Consider the following 12,794-nt stretch of genomic DNA (forward strand, 5'->3'; position numbering starts at 1 on the left):
GCTTCGGGAAGCTCAGATCCCCAGATCCTTGATGATCTTCGCCACGTGGCCGGTCGCCTTGACGTTGTACAGCGCCCGCTCGACCTTGCCCTCCTCGTCCACGACCACCGTGGAGCGGATGACCCCGACGACCGTCTTGCCGTACAGCTTCTTCTCGCCGAAGGCGCCGTACGCCTCCAGGACGGTCTTGTCGGGGTCGCCGACCAGGGTGACCTTCAGGGACTCCTTCTCGCGGAACTTGGCGAGCTTCTCGGGCTTGTCCGGGGAGACGCCGATGACGTCGTACCCGGCACCGGCCAGCACCTCGAGGTTGTCCGTGAAGTCACAGGCCTGCTTCGTGCAGCCGGGGGTCAGGGCGGCCGGGTAGAAGTAGACGATGACCTTGCGGCCCTTGTGGTCGGCGAGGGAGACCTCGTTGCCGTCGGCGTCGGGCAGGGTGAAGGCGGGGGCGGTGTCGCCGGGCTGGAGTCGCTCGCTCATCGGAACCTCACGTGGCCGGGGTGAATGCTTACGGAACTACGGGAACGAGCGTAATGGGGGTGCCGAGGGGTGAGCGGCGGCCCGAGCTGACAGACTGTCGGCGGCACAGAGACAAAGATCGGAACACGACCACGGAGGCAGCGCGGTGTCGGATACGTCGAGGACGTCGGATACCAGGACTCCGGCGCAGATCGAGGCGGACATCAAGCGCCGCCGCGAAACACTCGCCGAGACGCTCGACGAGATCGGCGTACGGGTCCACCCGAAGACGATCGTCGGAGACGCCAAGGCCAAGGTCGCCTCCCAGATCGACCACACCCTCGGCCGCGCCTACGTCGGCGTCAACCGGGTGGTCGGCGACGTGAAGGGGCAATTCGTCACCGAGGACGGCGCGCCGCGCCTGGAGCGCATCGTGCCCCTCGCGCTCGTCGCGGTCGGAGTCGTGGGCCTGGCGGTGGCCGGCTCACGACGACGCAAGCGCTGACAACGACTCGACCCCCCGCTCGACCGGCCCGACTCGACACGACCCGGCCCGACCCGGCTGCGTACGGACGGCTCAAAGGCAGGTAGGTTCGGGGCGTGAGCGCCAATCGGGACAAGCAGACCCCCCACCACGACAAGTTGCCCATCCGCATGCTGCACGACCGCGTGCTGGTGCGGCAGGACGCCGCCGAGGGCGAGCGGCGTTCCGGCGGCGGCATCCTGATCCCCGCGACGGCGGCCGTCGGGCGACGCCTCGCCTGGGCCGAGGTCGTCGCGGTCGGACAGAACGTACGGACGGTGGAACCGGGCGACCGCGTCCTCTACGACCCCGAGGACCGGGCCGAGGTCGAGGTACGGGGAATCGCCTACGTGCTCATGCGCGAGCGCGATCTGCACGCCGTGGCGGCGGACCGCTTCGAGGGCTCCGAGGACTCGACCGGCTTGTATCTGTAGGGCGTAGCGGACCCGACGGGGCTGGTGACCATGGTCACCAGCCCCTTTTGCCTGTGCTTTGCTACCGTGAAAGGCGTTGGAAGGACCCCGACGAGACGCGCCGTACCGGGCGGAGAGCGAAAGCTCCCAGGCAAAGACGACGCACCCCTGTTGATCACTCACGGAGGTGCCTCCCATGGCCTGGATCCTGCTGCTCGTCGCCGGCCTGCTCGAAGTCGGCTGGTCGATCGGCATGAAGTACACCGACGGCTTCACCCGCCTCGTCCCCAGCGTCCTCACCGGCGCGGGCATCATCGCGAGCATGCTCCTGCTCTCCTACGCCGCCAGGTCCCTCCCCATCGGCACCGCCTACGGCGTCTGGGTCGGCATCGGCGCGGCCGGCGCGGCGGTACTGGGCATGCTCGTCCTCGGCGAACCGGCGACCGCCGCCCGCATCTTCTTCGTCTGCCTCCTCCTGGTGGCGGTCGTGGGCCTGAAGATGACCTCGGGACACTGAGACACCCCCTCCCGCAGCACAGCACCGAAAGCCGGACGCGACCATCCGATAAACGGTTCGCTACTCCGCACGAGGCCACGAACGTGTGCCCGGAGCGGAGGGGAACCATGCCGGTCAGCCCGTACACCAAGGAGTGCTTGGAGGAGGCGGCGAGGTCGTCTCGGACGTTGTCGGAGGCGTTGACGAAACTGGGGGTGGATCCGAAGAGTTCGAAGCGGAACTACATCCGTGAGCGCATGAAGAAGCTGGGGGTGGACACATCCCACTTCGAGCGCGAAGGCGCCAAGTGGACCAGGGAGATCCTTGAATCGGCGGTCGCCGTGTCGACGAGTGTCAACGAGGTCTTACGACGACTCGGACTCGATACCGTAGGCGGCCACCACACCAACATCGCTCGACGCATCAAGGCATGCGGGATCGACACCTCTCACTTCACGCCCGCGGTCCGAACCGAGCGAATGAGGTACAACCAGCGTCGCCGCACCGCCGAGGAGATCCTCGTCGAGGACGCGTCGGCGGATGCCAGGCGCATCCCGAGCCGACGACTCAAGAGGGCCATGCGCGAGTTGGGCGTAGAGGAACGCTGCGCCCTGTGCGGTATCGAACCGGTCTGGCTGGAGGAACCACTCCCGCTCGAGATCGACCACATCGACGCCAACTGGCGCAACAACCGGATCGAGAACCTTCGGTTCCTCTGTCCCAACTGCCACTCCACAACGGACAGTTACCGAGGACGGGGTATGCGGCGCATCAGGGGCGGCGCCTGATGGGCAGCGGCGCGCAGTACACCCGCGAGCAACTGCCGGAAGCTGCCGAACGGTGTGCCGACATCGATGAGGTCATCGCTTTCCTCGGAACCGAGCCGTATGCCAACCTCCGCCGGTACCTCACCAAGCGATTCGCCGACTTCGACATCACCATCTCCCACTTCCGCCCGTGCGGCAGGTACGCCCGGCCCGCGCCCGACGACTTGCGAGCGGCGGTCGCCGAGTCGCTCTCGATCGCAGAAGTACTGCGCCGTCTGGGGCGCACGAATAACGGTGCCCAGCGCGCGAAGCTGCGCAGCTGGATCGCCGAGGATCACCTTACGACCACACATTTTCTGGGCCAGGCACACCAGCGAGGGAAGCGGAGCGTGACCGCCCAGGGCCCTGAGGATGTTTTGGTGTGCCACAACGGCACGCACCGGATCAAGACCTTCCGCTTGCGGCGTGCGCTCTGTGCAGTCGGCGTCCTCGATCAGTGCGCCAGATGCGGTGTCGACCCCGTGTGGTTCGGCAGGCCCATGACGCTGGAAGTCGATCACATCAACGGCGACTGGCGTGACAACCGGCGTGAGAATCTGCGGTTGCTGTGCCCCAACTGCCATGCGATCACAAGCACCTGGTGCAGGGGAGGCAAAAGGCGGCGGCCGGCTCCCGGTACGATGGCAGCGGCTAGCGGCGGTGGCGCAACGGCGACGCAGCAGACTTAGGATCTGTGGCCCGTGAAACGGCTTGAGGGTTCGAATCCCTTCCGCCGCACTGCGAACGGCCTGCGAATCGAAAGATACGCAGGCCGTTTCTGTGCGTGCCCTCAGCCCAACAACTCCCGAACCACCGGCACCAGCCCCCGGAACGCCTTCCCCCGGTGGCTGATCGCGTTCTTCTCCTCGGCGGAGAGCTCCGCGCACGTCCGCTTCTCCCCCTCCGGCTGGAGGATGGGGTCGTAGCCGAAGCCGTTGGTGCCGGTCGGGGTGTGGCGCAACGTGCCCCTCAGTTGGCCCTCGACGACGCGCTCCGTGCCGTCCGGCAGGGCGAGCGCCGCCGCGCAGGCGAAGTGGGCGCCCCGGTGGAGTTCGTCGATGTCGGAGAGCTGGGCGAGGAGGAGGTCCAGGTTGGCCTTGTCGTCGCCGTGGCGTCCCGCCCAGCGGGCGGAGAAGATGCCGGGGGCGCCGTTCAGGACGTCCACGCAGAGGCCGGAGTCGTCGGCGACGGCGGGCAGGCCGGTGGCCTGAGCCAGGGCGTGGGCCTTGAGGAGGGCGTTCTCGGCGAAGGTGACGCCGGTTTCCTTGACGTCGGGGATGTCCGGGTAGGCCTCCGCGCCGACGAGGTCGTGGGTGATACCTGCGTCGGCGAGGATCGCCTTCAGCTCGGTGATCTTTCCGGCGTTGCGGGTGGCGAGGATCAGGCGGGTCATGGGGACCAGTATCCAAGAGCCGGAGAGTTGCTCGTTACGGCGTGCAGACCTTGGTCAGTTCACCGGCCGCGTCGGTGACCGGGCTGACGTCGGGGGTGTTGTCGCCGTTCTTGATGGCCGTACGGACGTTGCCGACGGCCTTGTTCAGGTCGTCGACCGCCTTGTTGACGTCGGCGTTGTCCGTCTTGTCGCCGATCTTGTCGAGGTTGTTCTCGATCGCGTTGAGGGACTCGTCGGTCTGCGTCGGGTCGTTCGCCGCGTTCTCCACGGCCTGCTGGAGGTTGGTGACGCTGTCGGCGATGGAGTCGGCGGTCTGGACGCAGTCCAGGGCCTTGTTGACGGCGTCGCAGCCCACGGCCGCCGGCAGGGCGACGAGTACGGCGGCGACGGCGAATGCGGCTGTGCGGCGTCGGTGGCGCGCGGCCATGGAACGGTCCCTCCCCGTGGACTACATGTGGTCGACCCCGTGGCGCGGTCGGCTCGGCCCGTGCGGGGGCCGACGGGGGCGCACGGCTGGACCGTACGCCCGTACCCCTTAGAACGCGAAGGGTTATTCCGCGGTTGCCTCGAGGGTCGCCCGCTGGATCGCCGCGAGCTCGTCGCAGCCGGCGACGGCGAGGTCGAGCAGGGCGTTGAGCTCCTTGCGGTCGAAGGGCTCGGCCTCCGCGGTGCCCTGGACCTCGACGAAGCGTCCGTCGCCGGTGCAGACGACGTTCATGTCGGTGTCGGCCTTCACGTCCTCCTCGTAGCAGAGGTCCAGGAGGGGGATCCCGCCGACGATGCCGACCGAGACGGCGGAGACGGTGTCGGTCAGGGGCTTGCGGCCGGGCTTGACCAGCTTCTTGGCCTGCGCCCAGGTGATCGCGTCGGCCAGCGCCACGTACGCGCCGGTGATGGCCGCCGTACGCGTGCCGCCGTCGGCCTGGAGGACGTCGCAGTCGAGGACGATGGTGTTCTCGCCGAGCGCCTTGTAGTCGATGACGGCGCGCAGGGAGCGGCCGATGAGGCGGGAGATCTCGTGCGTACGGCCGCCGATCTTGCCGCGGACAGACTCGCGGTCTCCGCGGGTGTTCGTGGCGCGGGGAAGCATGGAGTACTCGGCGGTGACCCAGCCCTCTCCGCTGCCCTTGCGCCAGCGCGGGACGCCCTCCGTGACGGAGGCGGTGCAGAACACCTTGGTGTCGCCGAAGGAGACGAGGACGGAGCCCTCGGCGTGCTTGCTCCAGCCGCGCTGGATGGTGATGGGGCGCAGTTGTTCGGGGGTGCGGCCGTCGATTCGAGACATGACGTTGAGCCTAGCCGCATACGGCTGAGGGGCCGCCTCCGGTTGCGGAAGCGGCCCCTCAAAGGTGAGGTAGGGGGCTCAAGGGTGCCCCTTCCGTTCACATCGGTTCACATCATGTCTTCGATGTCCGCGGCGATGGGGTCGGCGTCGGTGCCGATGACGACCTGGATGGCGGTGCCCATCTTGACGACGCCGTGGGCGCCGGCGGCCTTCAGGGCGGCCTCGTCGACCTTGCTCGGGTCCACGACCTCGGTACGCAGGCGGGTGATGCAGCCCTCGACCTCTTCGATGTTGTCGATGCCGCCGAGCCCGGCGACGATCTTCTCAGCCTTCGTGGCCATGTCCTACTCCCTGATCAGAACCGCTTTGTCGCAGTAACCCACAGTTGGCCCATCTTTGCGAGCGGCCCTGTCGCGCGTACCGAATGATGGCGTTCACGACAGCGCAACCGTTCGTCGACTGGTCTACACCAGTGGGCGGGCAGTCGCCAACCCGGCCCCGTCCGGAGGACGCCCATGAGTGCCGACAGCGCCCCCGCGCCCGCACGGGCCCGCTGGAACAAGCTGTTCCAGGGGCTGCAGAAGATGGGCCGCAGCCTCCAGTTGCCGATCGCCGTGCTGCCGGCCGCGGGCATCCTCAACCGGCTCGGCCAGCCCGATGTGTTCGGCGACAAGGGGCTCGGCTGGGGCAATGTCTCCAAGATCATGCGGGGTGCGGGCGGTGCGCTGCTCGACGGCTCGCTCGGGCTGCCCATGCTGTTCTGCGTGGGCGTGGCCATCGGCATGGCGAAGAAGTCGGACGGGTCGACGGCGCTCGCGGCGGTCGCCGGTTTCCTCGTCTACTACAACGTGCTGCGTCAGTTCCCGGTGAGCTGCACGGGCGGGATGAAGGCCCTCACGAACATCGGCTGCCAGGCGGCCGACTTCTCCGTGGCCCCGTTCACGTACCAGAATCCGGGAGTCTTCGGCGGCATCGCCATGGGGCTGATGACCGCGTACTTCTGGCAGCGCTACCACCGCACCAGGCTGGTCGACTGGCTGGGCTTCTTCAATGGGCGGCGGCTCGTGCCGATCATCATGGCGTTCGCGGCCATCGCGTTCGCGGTGCTGTGTCTGTGGGTCTGGCCGCCAGTGGGGCGGGGTCTCGAACACTTCAGCGACTGGCTGGTGGGGTTGGGCTCCTGGGGTGCCGGTGTCTTCGGGGTGGCCAACCGGGCGCTGCTGGTGATCGGCCTGCACCAGTTCCTGAACGTGCCCATCTGGTTCCAGTTCGGCAGTTACACCGCGCCGGACGGAACGACCGTACACGGCGACATCAACATGTTCCTGTGGGGCGACCCCGACGCCGGGCAGTTCACGTCGGGGTTCTTCCCCATCATGATGTTCGCGCTGCCGGCGGCGGCCCTGGCCATCACGCACTGCGCCCGGCCCGAGCGCCGCAAGGAGATCGGCGGGCTCATGCTGTCGGTCGCGCTGACCTCGTTCGTCACGGGTATCACGGAACCGCTCGAGTACTCGTTCCTGTTCGTCGCGCCGGTGCTGTACGCGATCCACGCGCTGCTGACAGGGGTGTCGATGGCGGTGACTTGGGGGCTGGGTGTGCACGACGGTTTCAGCTTCTCCGCCGGGGTCATCGACTACGTCATCAACTGGCATCTGGCGACCAGGCCGTGGGCGGTCGTGCCGATCGGGTTGTGCTTCGCGGTCGTGTATTACGTGATCTTCCGGTTCGCGATCACGAAGTTCGATCTGAGGACTCCGGGGCGGGAGTCGGAGGAGGAGCACGAGGACACGACCAAGGCGTAGGCGGTTCGTTCATGATCCGCGGGCCGGTGGGGGCCGGTCGCGCGGCTTCGGCGCGTCCGGAACCGGTTCGTCCCCTTATGGTCCGGGCCACAGAATTCGCGGGTTCCTTATCCCACCTTCACCGTGCTACAACAGGTCTACACCACTGAGTGGTGTAGACCATGCCGTCCCCACCCACCTTCCTTGTCCCCTGGGCGGCGCCTTGTCCACTGGAGGAAGTTGTGACCACGGCCAGCGCCGCTCCCGCGGCCGACAAGAAGAAGGGCTCCGGCGCGATGGCTGTCCTGCAGCGCATCGGCCGCAGCCTGATGCTGCCGGTCGCCGTACTGCCCGCCGCCGCGCTCCTCGTGCGTCTCGGCAACACGGACATGCTGGGACGCCCGTCCTTCCCCACGTTCTTCACCAAGATCGCCGGCTTTATGACGGCCGGCGGCAACGCGATCCTCGACAATATGGCGCTGCTGTTCGCCGTCGGCATCGCGATCGGCTTCGCGAAGAAGTCGGACGGCTCGACGGCGCTCGCCGCGGTGGTCGGCTACCTGGTGTTCAAGAACGTGCTGGCGACGTTCACCGACAAGAACCTGCCGAAGGTGGCCACGGCCGTCGACGGCAAGGTCGTCATGGTGAACGCCCCCGTGGACGCCAAGGTCCTGGGCGGTGTGGTGATGGGCATAGTCGTCGCCCTGCTCTACCAGAAGTTCTACCGGACCAAGCTGCCCGACTGGGCGGGCTTCTTCGGCGGCCGCCGGCTCGTCCCGATCCTGTCCGCGTTCGCGGGCCTGCTGATCGGCATCGTCTTCGGTTACATCTGGCCGGTCCTCGGCACGGGTCTGCACAGCTTCGGTGAGAAGCTGGTCGGTTCGGGTGCCGTCGGCGCCGGCATCTTCGGTGTCGCCAACCGTGCGCTGATCCCGATCGGCATGCACCACCTGCTGAACTCCTACCCCTGGTTCCAGGCGGGCGACTACCACGGCAAGAGCGGTGACATCGCGCGCTTCCTGGCCGGCGACCCGACCGCGGGTCAGTTCATGACCGGCTTCTTCCCGATCATGATGTTCGGCCTCCCGGCCGCGTGCCTGGCGATCGTGCACTGCGCCCGCCCCGAGCGCCGCAAGGTCGTCGGCGGCATGATGCTCTCGATCGCGCTGACCTCGTTCGTGACGGGTGTGACCGAGCCGATCGAGTTCACGTTCATGTTCATCGCGCCGGTCCTGTACGCCATCCACGCGGTCCTCACCGGTGTCTCGCTGGCGCTGACCTGGGCGCTCGGCATGAAGGACGGCTTCGGCTTCTCGGCGGGCGCGGTCGACTTCGGTCTGAACCTCGGCATCGCGACCAACCCGTGGGGCCTGGTCCTGGTGGGTCTGTGCTTCGGGGTGGTCTACTACGCGGTCTTCCGCTTCGCGATCATCAAGTGGAACCTCCCCACGCCGGGCCGCGAGTCCGACGAGGAGCTGGCGGAGCTGCTGAAGGCGGAGGCCAAGTAGCCCCCGCGCACGACCGAAGGCCCCCGCGGCCCGGCGATCGCCGGGCCGCGGGGGCCTTCGTCACGCCTGCGCCCTCATCGCGGCAGGCTGCCGCCGTCCACGGTCAGGACGTGGCCGGTCAGAGCCTCCGCGGCCTCGGAGGCCAGGAAACCCACGGTTGCCGGGGTGCGGGTGAGCCCAGGAGCCACGGATGTCACGGAGATCCGCCGCGCACTCACCACGGTCGACGCGACGCCTTACCTCGTCGAGTACGGCAACAGCACCTGGGCCGCCGCCGACGTCTTCACCGAGAGCAACGCCTTCATGCTGATGGAGTCGATGCGCCTCGACGGCGGCTTCGGAATGACGGTCCACGTCTGACCGTTGCCCGATGACCGTTGCCCGCTGACCGGACAGGTCCTGGGGACGCCCGCACGGATCGCCTGTACGGACCGGGTCCCCCAGGATCTAGATCTCGTACGTCACCCTCGGCACCGCCAGTTCCACCGGACCGTCGAAGACCTCGCGCGCGTCGGCGAGGTTGATGGCGGGGTCCGTCCACGGCGGGATGTGGGTGAGCAGCAGGCGACGGGCGCCGGCGCGGTCGGCGCTCTCGCCCGCCTCGCGGCCGTTGAGGTGCAGGTCGGGGATCTTCTCCTTGCCGTGCGTGAACGCGGCCTCGCACAGGAACAGGTCGGTGTCCCGGGCGAGTTCGTCCAGCGCGTCGGTGACACCGGTGTCCCCGGAGTACGTCAGCGACTTCCCGCCGTGCTCGATGCGGATGGCGTACGCCTCCACGGGGTGGCGCACCCTCTCCGTGTGCACGGTGAACGGGCCGATCTCGAACGTGGCCGGTTTGACGGTGTGGAAGTCGAAGACCTCGCTCATCGAGGAGGCGGTGGGAGTGTCCGCGTACGCGGTGGTCAGTCGCTGTTCCGTGCCCTCGGGTCCGTAGACGGGGAGCGGGTCGCAGCGGCCGCCGTCGTGGCGGTAGTAGCGCGCGACGAAGTACGCGCACATGTCGATGCAGTGGTCGGCGTGCAGATGGCTGAGGAAGATCGCGTCGAGGTCGTAGAGACCGCAGTGGCGCTGCAGCTCGCCAAGGGCACCATTGCCCATGTCGAGAAGCAGCCTGAAGCCGTCGGCCTCGACGAGGTAGCTCGAGCAGGCCGATTCCGCGGACGGGAACGACCCCGAGCAGCCGACGACGGTGAGCTTCATAAGAGCTGGAACCTCCGCGCTGACAGGAAGTGCAGAGAGTAGATGCGGGGTGCAGGTACTCGGCTGCGGATACGGGTACGGGGGTCGTGCGGTCCGTCGAGCGTAAGGCGCAAAAGGGCGGGTCGCTCCTCCACCAGGGGCTGTTGTGGGCGAACTCACCTGTGGTGTCACCGGTTCGGATGGACGGTCGACCGGAGGTCGGATGCCTGGGTTCCGCGGGCGGGGGGCGGGGCGGAGTGCGCGCCGGTACCTTCTTTGGTATGGACACGTCCTGGTGGCTCGCGTTGGCGGCCGTGGTGCTGCTCGCGCTGGTCGCGACGCTGGTGGACGGCTGGGGCCGCCGTGGGCGCCGCGGGCGCCGAGAGCGCCGCGGAGATCGGGCCGCCGGTCGGACTCGGCCGCCCGGGCGGCGGGAGCGGCCGCGGATACCCCGGCCCCGGCCGGCGGAGATCTGGTGGGCGAAGGTTCCGTACGAGGACGGGCCCGGGGAGAAGGACCGGCCGTGTCTGGTGCTGGCCGTGCGGGGCGAACGGGTGACCGTCGCGAAGATCACGAGCAAGTACCACGACGAGCGGGCCGGGGTGATTCCGTTGCCGCCGGGTGCCGTCGGCGATGCCCATGGGCGGGCGAGCTTCCTGGAGACGGATGAGCTGCGCGAGGTGCCCTTGTGGGAGTTTCGGCGGCGGGTGGGGGTGGTGGATCCGGTCCTTTGGGACCAGGTCCGCTACTTGGCAGGCTGAGCCCGTCCCTCGCCCCCAGACCCCCGATCGGCCTGGACGGCCTCGTCCTCAGACGCCGGACGGGCTGAAAGATGCGCGCCGGCGTCCTTGAGGGGCGCGGGGAACGGCGCGACCAGCCCCCGCCCACCCGCAGCCGAACGACCGCTCGCCCCTACGCCCAGAGCTGGCCCTGGAGGGTTTCAATGGCTTCCTCTGTGGTCGCGGCGGTGTAGACGCCCGTCGACAGGTACTTCCAGCCGCCGTCGGCGACGACGAAGACGATGTCGGCGGACTCCCCGGCGGCGATCGCCTTCTTGCCGACGCCGATCGCGGCGTGCAGCGCGGCTCCGGTGGAGACGCCCGCGAAGATGCCCTCCTGCTGGAGGAGCTCACGGGTGCGGGTGACCGCGTCGGCGGAGCCGACCGAGAAGCGGGAGGTGAGGACCGACGCGTCGTACAGCTCGGGGACGAAGCCCTCGTCCAGGTTGCGCAGGCCGTACACGAGGTCGTCGTAGCGCGGCTCCGCGGCGACGATCTTCACGTCCGGCTTGTTCTCCCGGAGGTAGCGGCCGACGCCCATCAGGGTGCCCGTCGTGCCGAGCCCTGCGACGAAGTGCGTGATGGAGGGGAGGTCCGCCAGGATCTCGGGGCCCGTCGTCGCGTAGTGGGCGCCCGCGTTGTCGGGGTTCCCGTACTGGTAGAGCATCACCCAGTCGGGGTGTTCGGCCGACAGTTCCTTCGCGACGCGCACGGCGGTGTTGGAACCGCCGGCCGCGGGGCTGGAGATGATCTCCGCGCCCCACATGGCCAGCAGGTCCCGCCGCTCCTGAGAGGTGTTCTCCGGCATCACGCACACCATGCGGTAGCCCTTGAGCTTCGCCGCCATGGCCAGCGAGATGCCGGTGTTCCCGCTCGTCGGCTCCAGGATCGTGCAGCCCGGCGTCAACCGGCCGTCCTTCTCCGCCTGTTCGACCATGTGGAGGGCCGGGCGGTCCTTGACCGAGCCCGTCGGGTTGCGGTCCTCCAGCTTCGCCCAGATCCGGACGTCGGCGGACGGCGAAAGGCGGGGCAGGCGCACCAGAGGGGTGTTGCCCACCGCGGCGAGCGGGGAGTCGTAGCGCATCAGCGATCAGCAGCCGATCAGACCATGCCGCCGGCCACGGCCGGCAGGATCGTCACGTTGTCGCCGTCGGTGAGCTTGGTGTTGATGCCGTCGAGGAAGCGGACGTCCTCGTCGTTCAGGTACACGTTGACGAAGCGGCGCAGCTGGCCGTCGTCGACGATCCGGGCCTGGATGCCCGCGTGCCGGGTCTCGAGGTCGGCGAAGAGCTCGGCGAGGGTCGCGCCGCCGCCCTCGACGGCCTTCTCGCCGCCGGTGTAGGTGCGGAGGATGGTGGGGATGCGGACCTCGATGGCCATGGTTGCGGGCTCCTGTCGGAAGGAAAAGTCAGGTCGGTGGGCGCGCGGCGGCGCGGGAAGGGCAGGGGGGACGCCGGTGGTGGCCCCGCGGAGCCGTGGCTCACGGCCGTACGGCGGCAGGGTTCAGCGCGTACAGATGGCGCTCTGCAGCCTGCACAGGTCGACGTGCAGCCGCGCCACGAGCAGCATGCCCGGCGTCTTGTCGCTCACGTCCTGGGAAACCATGGGCTCATCGTATCGATTCCCGGTCCGGGTCCCGGAGTGTGATCTCAGATGGTGGATGAATTCTGCCCGAAGTCCGGGATCGAGCGGAGTCGGAGCAAAGGATCGGGGCGCAGTCGGGGCGGCGTCAGTACGCGTCCACGACGGTGACCTCTTCCTCCGTCACCTCTCCCTCGACGATCCGGTACGAGCGGAACTGGAAGGGACCCGCGTCGTCCGCGTCCGCCGTCGAGACGAGGACGTAGTGCGCGCCGGGCTCGTTGGCGTACGAGATGTCGGTGCGGGAGGGGTATGCCTCGGTCGCCGTGTGGGAGTGGTAGATGATCACCGGCTCCTCGTCGCGGTCGTCCATCTCGCGGTACAGCTTCAGCAGGTCGCCGGAGTCGAACTCGTAGAACGTGGGCGAGCGGGCGGCGTTGAGCATCGGGATGAAGCGCTCGGGGCGGCCCGAGCCCGCCGGGCCCGCGACGACGCCGCACGCCTCGTCGGGGTGGTCCTGGCGCGCGTGGGCGACGATCTGGTCGACGAGGGCCTGGGTGATGGTCAGCATGTCGGTCAGGATAAGCA

19 protein-coding genes and 1 tRNA gene are annotated in these 12,794 nt (G+C 68.4%); 10 read left to right on the forward strand and 10 right to left on the reverse strand.

Translation table 11 applies throughout. From position 1 onward, the window contains the following. Window positions 1-12 precede the first annotated feature (12 nt). On the reverse strand, window positions 13-480 hold the full coding sequence (gene bcp, locus ACZ7M2_RS06735) for a thioredoxin-dependent thiol peroxidase (RefSeq protein ID WP_471594406.1): 468 nt from the start codon (window positions 478-480) through the stop codon (window positions 13-15). A gap of 145 nt (window positions 481-625) precedes the next feature. Here bcp and ACZ7M2_RS06740 point away from each other — a divergent pair, with 145 nt between their 5' ends. From ACZ7M2_RS06740 to ACZ7M2_RS06765, 6 genes are all read left to right on the forward strand, one after another. Beyond that, window positions 626-964 carry a DUF3618 domain-containing protein gene (locus ACZ7M2_RS06740; protein ID WP_352047042.1) on the forward strand — a complete coding sequence of 113 codons (339 nt, stop codon included), beginning with the start codon at window positions 626-628 and terminating at the stop codon, window positions 962-964. Window positions 965-1,113: 149 nt separating this feature from the next. Continuing rightward, entirely contained in the window at window positions 1,114-1,416 is a 303-nt protein-coding gene (locus ACZ7M2_RS06745) for a GroES family chaperonin (RefSeq protein ID WP_187285621.1), read from the forward strand. A 175-nt stretch (window positions 1,417-1,591) separates the two neighbouring features. Next, a complete protein-coding gene (gene sugE, locus ACZ7M2_RS06750; protein WP_471594407.1) occupies window positions 1,592-1,912 on the forward strand; it encodes a quaternary ammonium compound efflux SMR transporter SugE in 321 nt (106 codons plus the stop codon). A gap of 107 nt (window positions 1,913-2,019) precedes the next feature. Further along, complete coding sequence (locus ACZ7M2_RS06755) at window positions 2,020-2,679, forward strand: HNH endonuclease signature motif containing protein (RefSeq protein WP_471594408.1); 660 nt, start codon at window positions 2,020-2,022, stop codon at window positions 2,677-2,679. Then, entirely contained in the window at window positions 2,679-3,386 is a 708-nt protein-coding gene (locus ACZ7M2_RS06760; RefSeq protein WP_471594409.1) for an HNH endonuclease signature motif containing protein, read from the forward strand. Before ACZ7M2_RS06755 ends, ACZ7M2_RS06760 begins: the two co-directional genes overlap by 1 nt. Beyond that, window positions 3,352-3,435, forward strand: a tRNA-Leu gene (locus ACZ7M2_RS06765). Before ACZ7M2_RS06760 ends, ACZ7M2_RS06765 begins: the two co-directional genes overlap by 35 nt. A 52-nt stretch (window positions 3,436-3,487) precedes the next feature. Here ACZ7M2_RS06765 and rdgB read toward each other — a convergent pair. The 4 genes from rdgB to ACZ7M2_RS06785 all read right to left on the reverse strand — a co-directional run bounded on the left by rdgB (window position 3,488) and on the right by ACZ7M2_RS06785 (window position 5,716). Then, the gene (gene rdgB / locus ACZ7M2_RS06770; protein WP_352047047.1) at window positions 3,488-4,090 is read right to left on the reverse strand and encodes an RdgB/HAM1 family non-canonical purine NTP pyrophosphatase; all 603 of its coding nucleotides are present in this window, start codon (window positions 4,088-4,090) and stop codon (window positions 3,488-3,490) included. A gap of 34 nt (window positions 4,091-4,124) precedes the next feature. Next, on the reverse strand, window positions 4,125-4,517 hold the full coding sequence (locus tag ACZ7M2_RS06775) for a hypothetical protein (RefSeq protein WP_099922434.1): 393 nt from the start codon (window positions 4,515-4,517) through the stop codon (window positions 4,125-4,127). A gap of 123 nt (window positions 4,518-4,640) precedes the next feature. After that, a complete protein-coding gene (gene rph / locus ACZ7M2_RS06780; protein WP_471594410.1) occupies window positions 4,641-5,375 on the reverse strand; it encodes a ribonuclease PH in 735 nt (244 codons plus the stop codon). A 107-nt stretch (window positions 5,376-5,482) separates the two neighbouring features. Further along, on the reverse strand, window positions 5,483-5,716 hold the full coding sequence (locus ACZ7M2_RS06785) for a PTS sugar transporter subunit IIB (protein WP_030569190.1): 234 nt from the start codon (window positions 5,714-5,716) through the stop codon (window positions 5,483-5,485). A 174-nt stretch (window positions 5,717-5,890) separates the two neighbouring features. Here ACZ7M2_RS06785 and ACZ7M2_RS06790 point away from each other — a divergent pair, with 174 nt between their 5' ends. The 3 genes from ACZ7M2_RS06790 to ACZ7M2_RS06800 all read left to right on the forward strand — a co-directional run bounded on the left by ACZ7M2_RS06790 (window position 5,891) and on the right by ACZ7M2_RS06800 (window position 9,027). Continuing rightward, on the forward strand, window positions 5,891-7,180 hold the full coding sequence (locus ACZ7M2_RS06790; RefSeq protein WP_352047049.1) for a PTS transporter subunit EIIC: 1,290 nt from the start codon (window positions 5,891-5,893) through the stop codon (window positions 7,178-7,180). 221 nt (window positions 7,181-7,401) lie between these two features. Continuing rightward, window positions 7,402-8,667 carry a PTS transporter subunit EIIC gene (locus ACZ7M2_RS06795; protein WP_352047050.1) on the forward strand — a complete coding sequence of 422 codons (1,266 nt, stop codon included), beginning with the start codon at window positions 7,402-7,404 and terminating at the stop codon, window positions 8,665-8,667. A gap of 171 nt (window positions 8,668-8,838) precedes the next feature. After that, window positions 8,839-9,027 carry a hypothetical protein gene (locus tag ACZ7M2_RS06800; protein WP_471594411.1) on the forward strand — a complete coding sequence of 63 codons (189 nt, stop codon included), beginning with the start codon at window positions 8,839-8,841 and terminating at the stop codon, window positions 9,025-9,027. Window positions 9,028-9,114: 87 nt separating this feature from the next. Here the strand turns inward: ACZ7M2_RS06800 and ACZ7M2_RS06805 are convergent, their stop codons facing one another. Further along, entirely contained in the window at window positions 9,115-9,867 is a 753-nt protein-coding gene (locus tag ACZ7M2_RS06805; RefSeq protein WP_471594412.1) for an MBL fold metallo-hydrolase, read from the reverse strand. Window positions 9,868-10,127: 260 nt separating this feature from the next. Between ACZ7M2_RS06805 and ACZ7M2_RS06810 the strand changes: the two genes are divergently transcribed. Further along, window positions 10,128-10,607 (forward strand): type II toxin-antitoxin system PemK/MazF family toxin, encoded by a 480-nt coding sequence (locus ACZ7M2_RS06810; RefSeq protein ID WP_471594413.1) that lies wholly within the window; start codon window positions 10,128-10,130, stop codon window positions 10,605-10,607. Between the two features lie 151 nt (window positions 10,608-10,758). Here ACZ7M2_RS06810 and ACZ7M2_RS06815 read toward each other — a convergent pair whose 3' ends face one another. The 4 genes from ACZ7M2_RS06815 to ACZ7M2_RS06830 form a co-directional block, all read right to left on the reverse strand. Beyond that, window positions 10,759-11,709, reverse strand: a complete 951-nt coding sequence (locus tag ACZ7M2_RS06815; RefSeq protein WP_352049042.1) for a PLP-dependent cysteine synthase family protein — start codon at window positions 11,707-11,709, stop codon at window positions 10,759-10,761. A 17-nt stretch (window positions 11,710-11,726) separates the two neighbouring features. Further along, window positions 11,727-12,005, reverse strand: coding sequence for a MoaD/ThiS family protein (locus tag ACZ7M2_RS06820; RefSeq protein ID WP_054229696.1), 279 nt, complete (start codon window positions 12,003-12,005; stop codon window positions 11,727-11,729). A gap of 123 nt (window positions 12,006-12,128) precedes the next feature. Then, window positions 12,129-12,230 (reverse strand): putative leader peptide, encoded by a 102-nt coding sequence (locus ACZ7M2_RS06825; RefSeq protein WP_312638615.1) that lies wholly within the window; start codon window positions 12,228-12,230, stop codon window positions 12,129-12,131. A gap of 124 nt (window positions 12,231-12,354) precedes the next feature. Further along, on the reverse strand, window positions 12,355-12,777 hold the full coding sequence (locus ACZ7M2_RS06830; protein ID WP_095854396.1) for a M67 family metallopeptidase: 423 nt from the start codon (window positions 12,775-12,777) through the stop codon (window positions 12,355-12,357). Window positions 12,778-12,794: the final 17 nt, after the last annotated feature.

This window comes from Streptomyces sp. NPDC111507 (assembly GCF_055638955.1).

Excerpts from the sequence above, each read along its gene's own strand:
- bcp (WP_471594406.1), bottom strand. The coding sequence starts at position 480 with ATGAGCGAGCGACTCCAGCCCGGCGACACCGCCCCCGCCTTCACCCTG.
- ACZ7M2_RS06745 (WP_187285621.1), top strand. The coding sequence starts at position 1,114 with ATGCTGCACGACCGCGTGCTGGTGCGGCAGGACGCCGCCGAGGGCGAG.
- sugE (WP_471594407.1), top strand. The coding sequence starts at position 1,592 with ATGGCCTGGATCCTGCTGCTCGTCGCCGGCCTGCTCGAAGTCGGCTGG.
- ACZ7M2_RS06755 (WP_471594408.1), top strand. The coding sequence starts at position 2,020 with ATGCCGGTCAGCCCGTACACCAAGGAGTGCTTGGAGGAGGCGGCGAGG.
- ACZ7M2_RS06760 (WP_471594409.1), top strand. The coding sequence starts at position 2,679 with ATGGGCAGCGGCGCGCAGTACACCCGCGAGCAACTGCCGGAAGCTGCC.
- rdgB (WP_352047047.1), bottom strand. The coding sequence starts at position 4,090 with ATGACCCGCCTGATCCTCGCCACCCGCAACGCCGGAAAGATCACCGAG.
- ACZ7M2_RS06775 (WP_099922434.1), bottom strand. The coding sequence starts at position 4,517 with ATGGCCGCGCGCCACCGACGCCGCACAGCCGCATTCGCCGTCGCCGCC.
- rph (WP_471594410.1), bottom strand. The coding sequence starts at position 5,375 with ATGTCTCGAATCGACGGCCGCACCCCCGAACAACTGCGCCCCATCACC.
- ACZ7M2_RS06785 (WP_030569190.1), bottom strand. The coding sequence starts at position 5,716 with ATGGCCACGAAGGCTGAGAAGATCGTCGCCGGGCTCGGCGGCATCGAC.
- ACZ7M2_RS06790 (WP_352047049.1), top strand. The coding sequence starts at position 5,891 with ATGAGTGCCGACAGCGCCCCCGCGCCCGCACGGGCCCGCTGGAACAAG.
- ACZ7M2_RS06805 (WP_471594412.1), bottom strand. The coding sequence starts at position 9,867 with ATGAAGCTCACCGTCGTCGGCTGCTCGGGGTCGTTCCCGTCCGCGGAA.
- ACZ7M2_RS06810 (WP_471594413.1), top strand. The coding sequence starts at position 10,128 with ATGGACACGTCCTGGTGGCTCGCGTTGGCGGCCGTGGTGCTGCTCGCG.
- ACZ7M2_RS06815 (WP_352049042.1), bottom strand. The coding sequence starts at position 11,709 with ATGCGCTACGACTCCCCGCTCGCCGCGGTGGGCAACACCCCTCTGGTG.
- ACZ7M2_RS06820 (WP_054229696.1), bottom strand. The coding sequence starts at position 12,005 with ATGGCCATCGAGGTCCGCATCCCCACCATCCTCCGCACCTACACCGGC.
- ACZ7M2_RS06825 (WP_312638615.1), bottom strand. The coding sequence starts at position 12,230 with ATGGTTTCCCAGGACGTGAGCGACAAGACGCCGGGCATGCTGCTCGTG.
- ACZ7M2_RS06830 (WP_095854396.1), bottom strand. The coding sequence starts at position 12,777 with ATGCTGACCATCACCCAGGCCCTCGTCGACCAGATCGTCGCCCACGCG.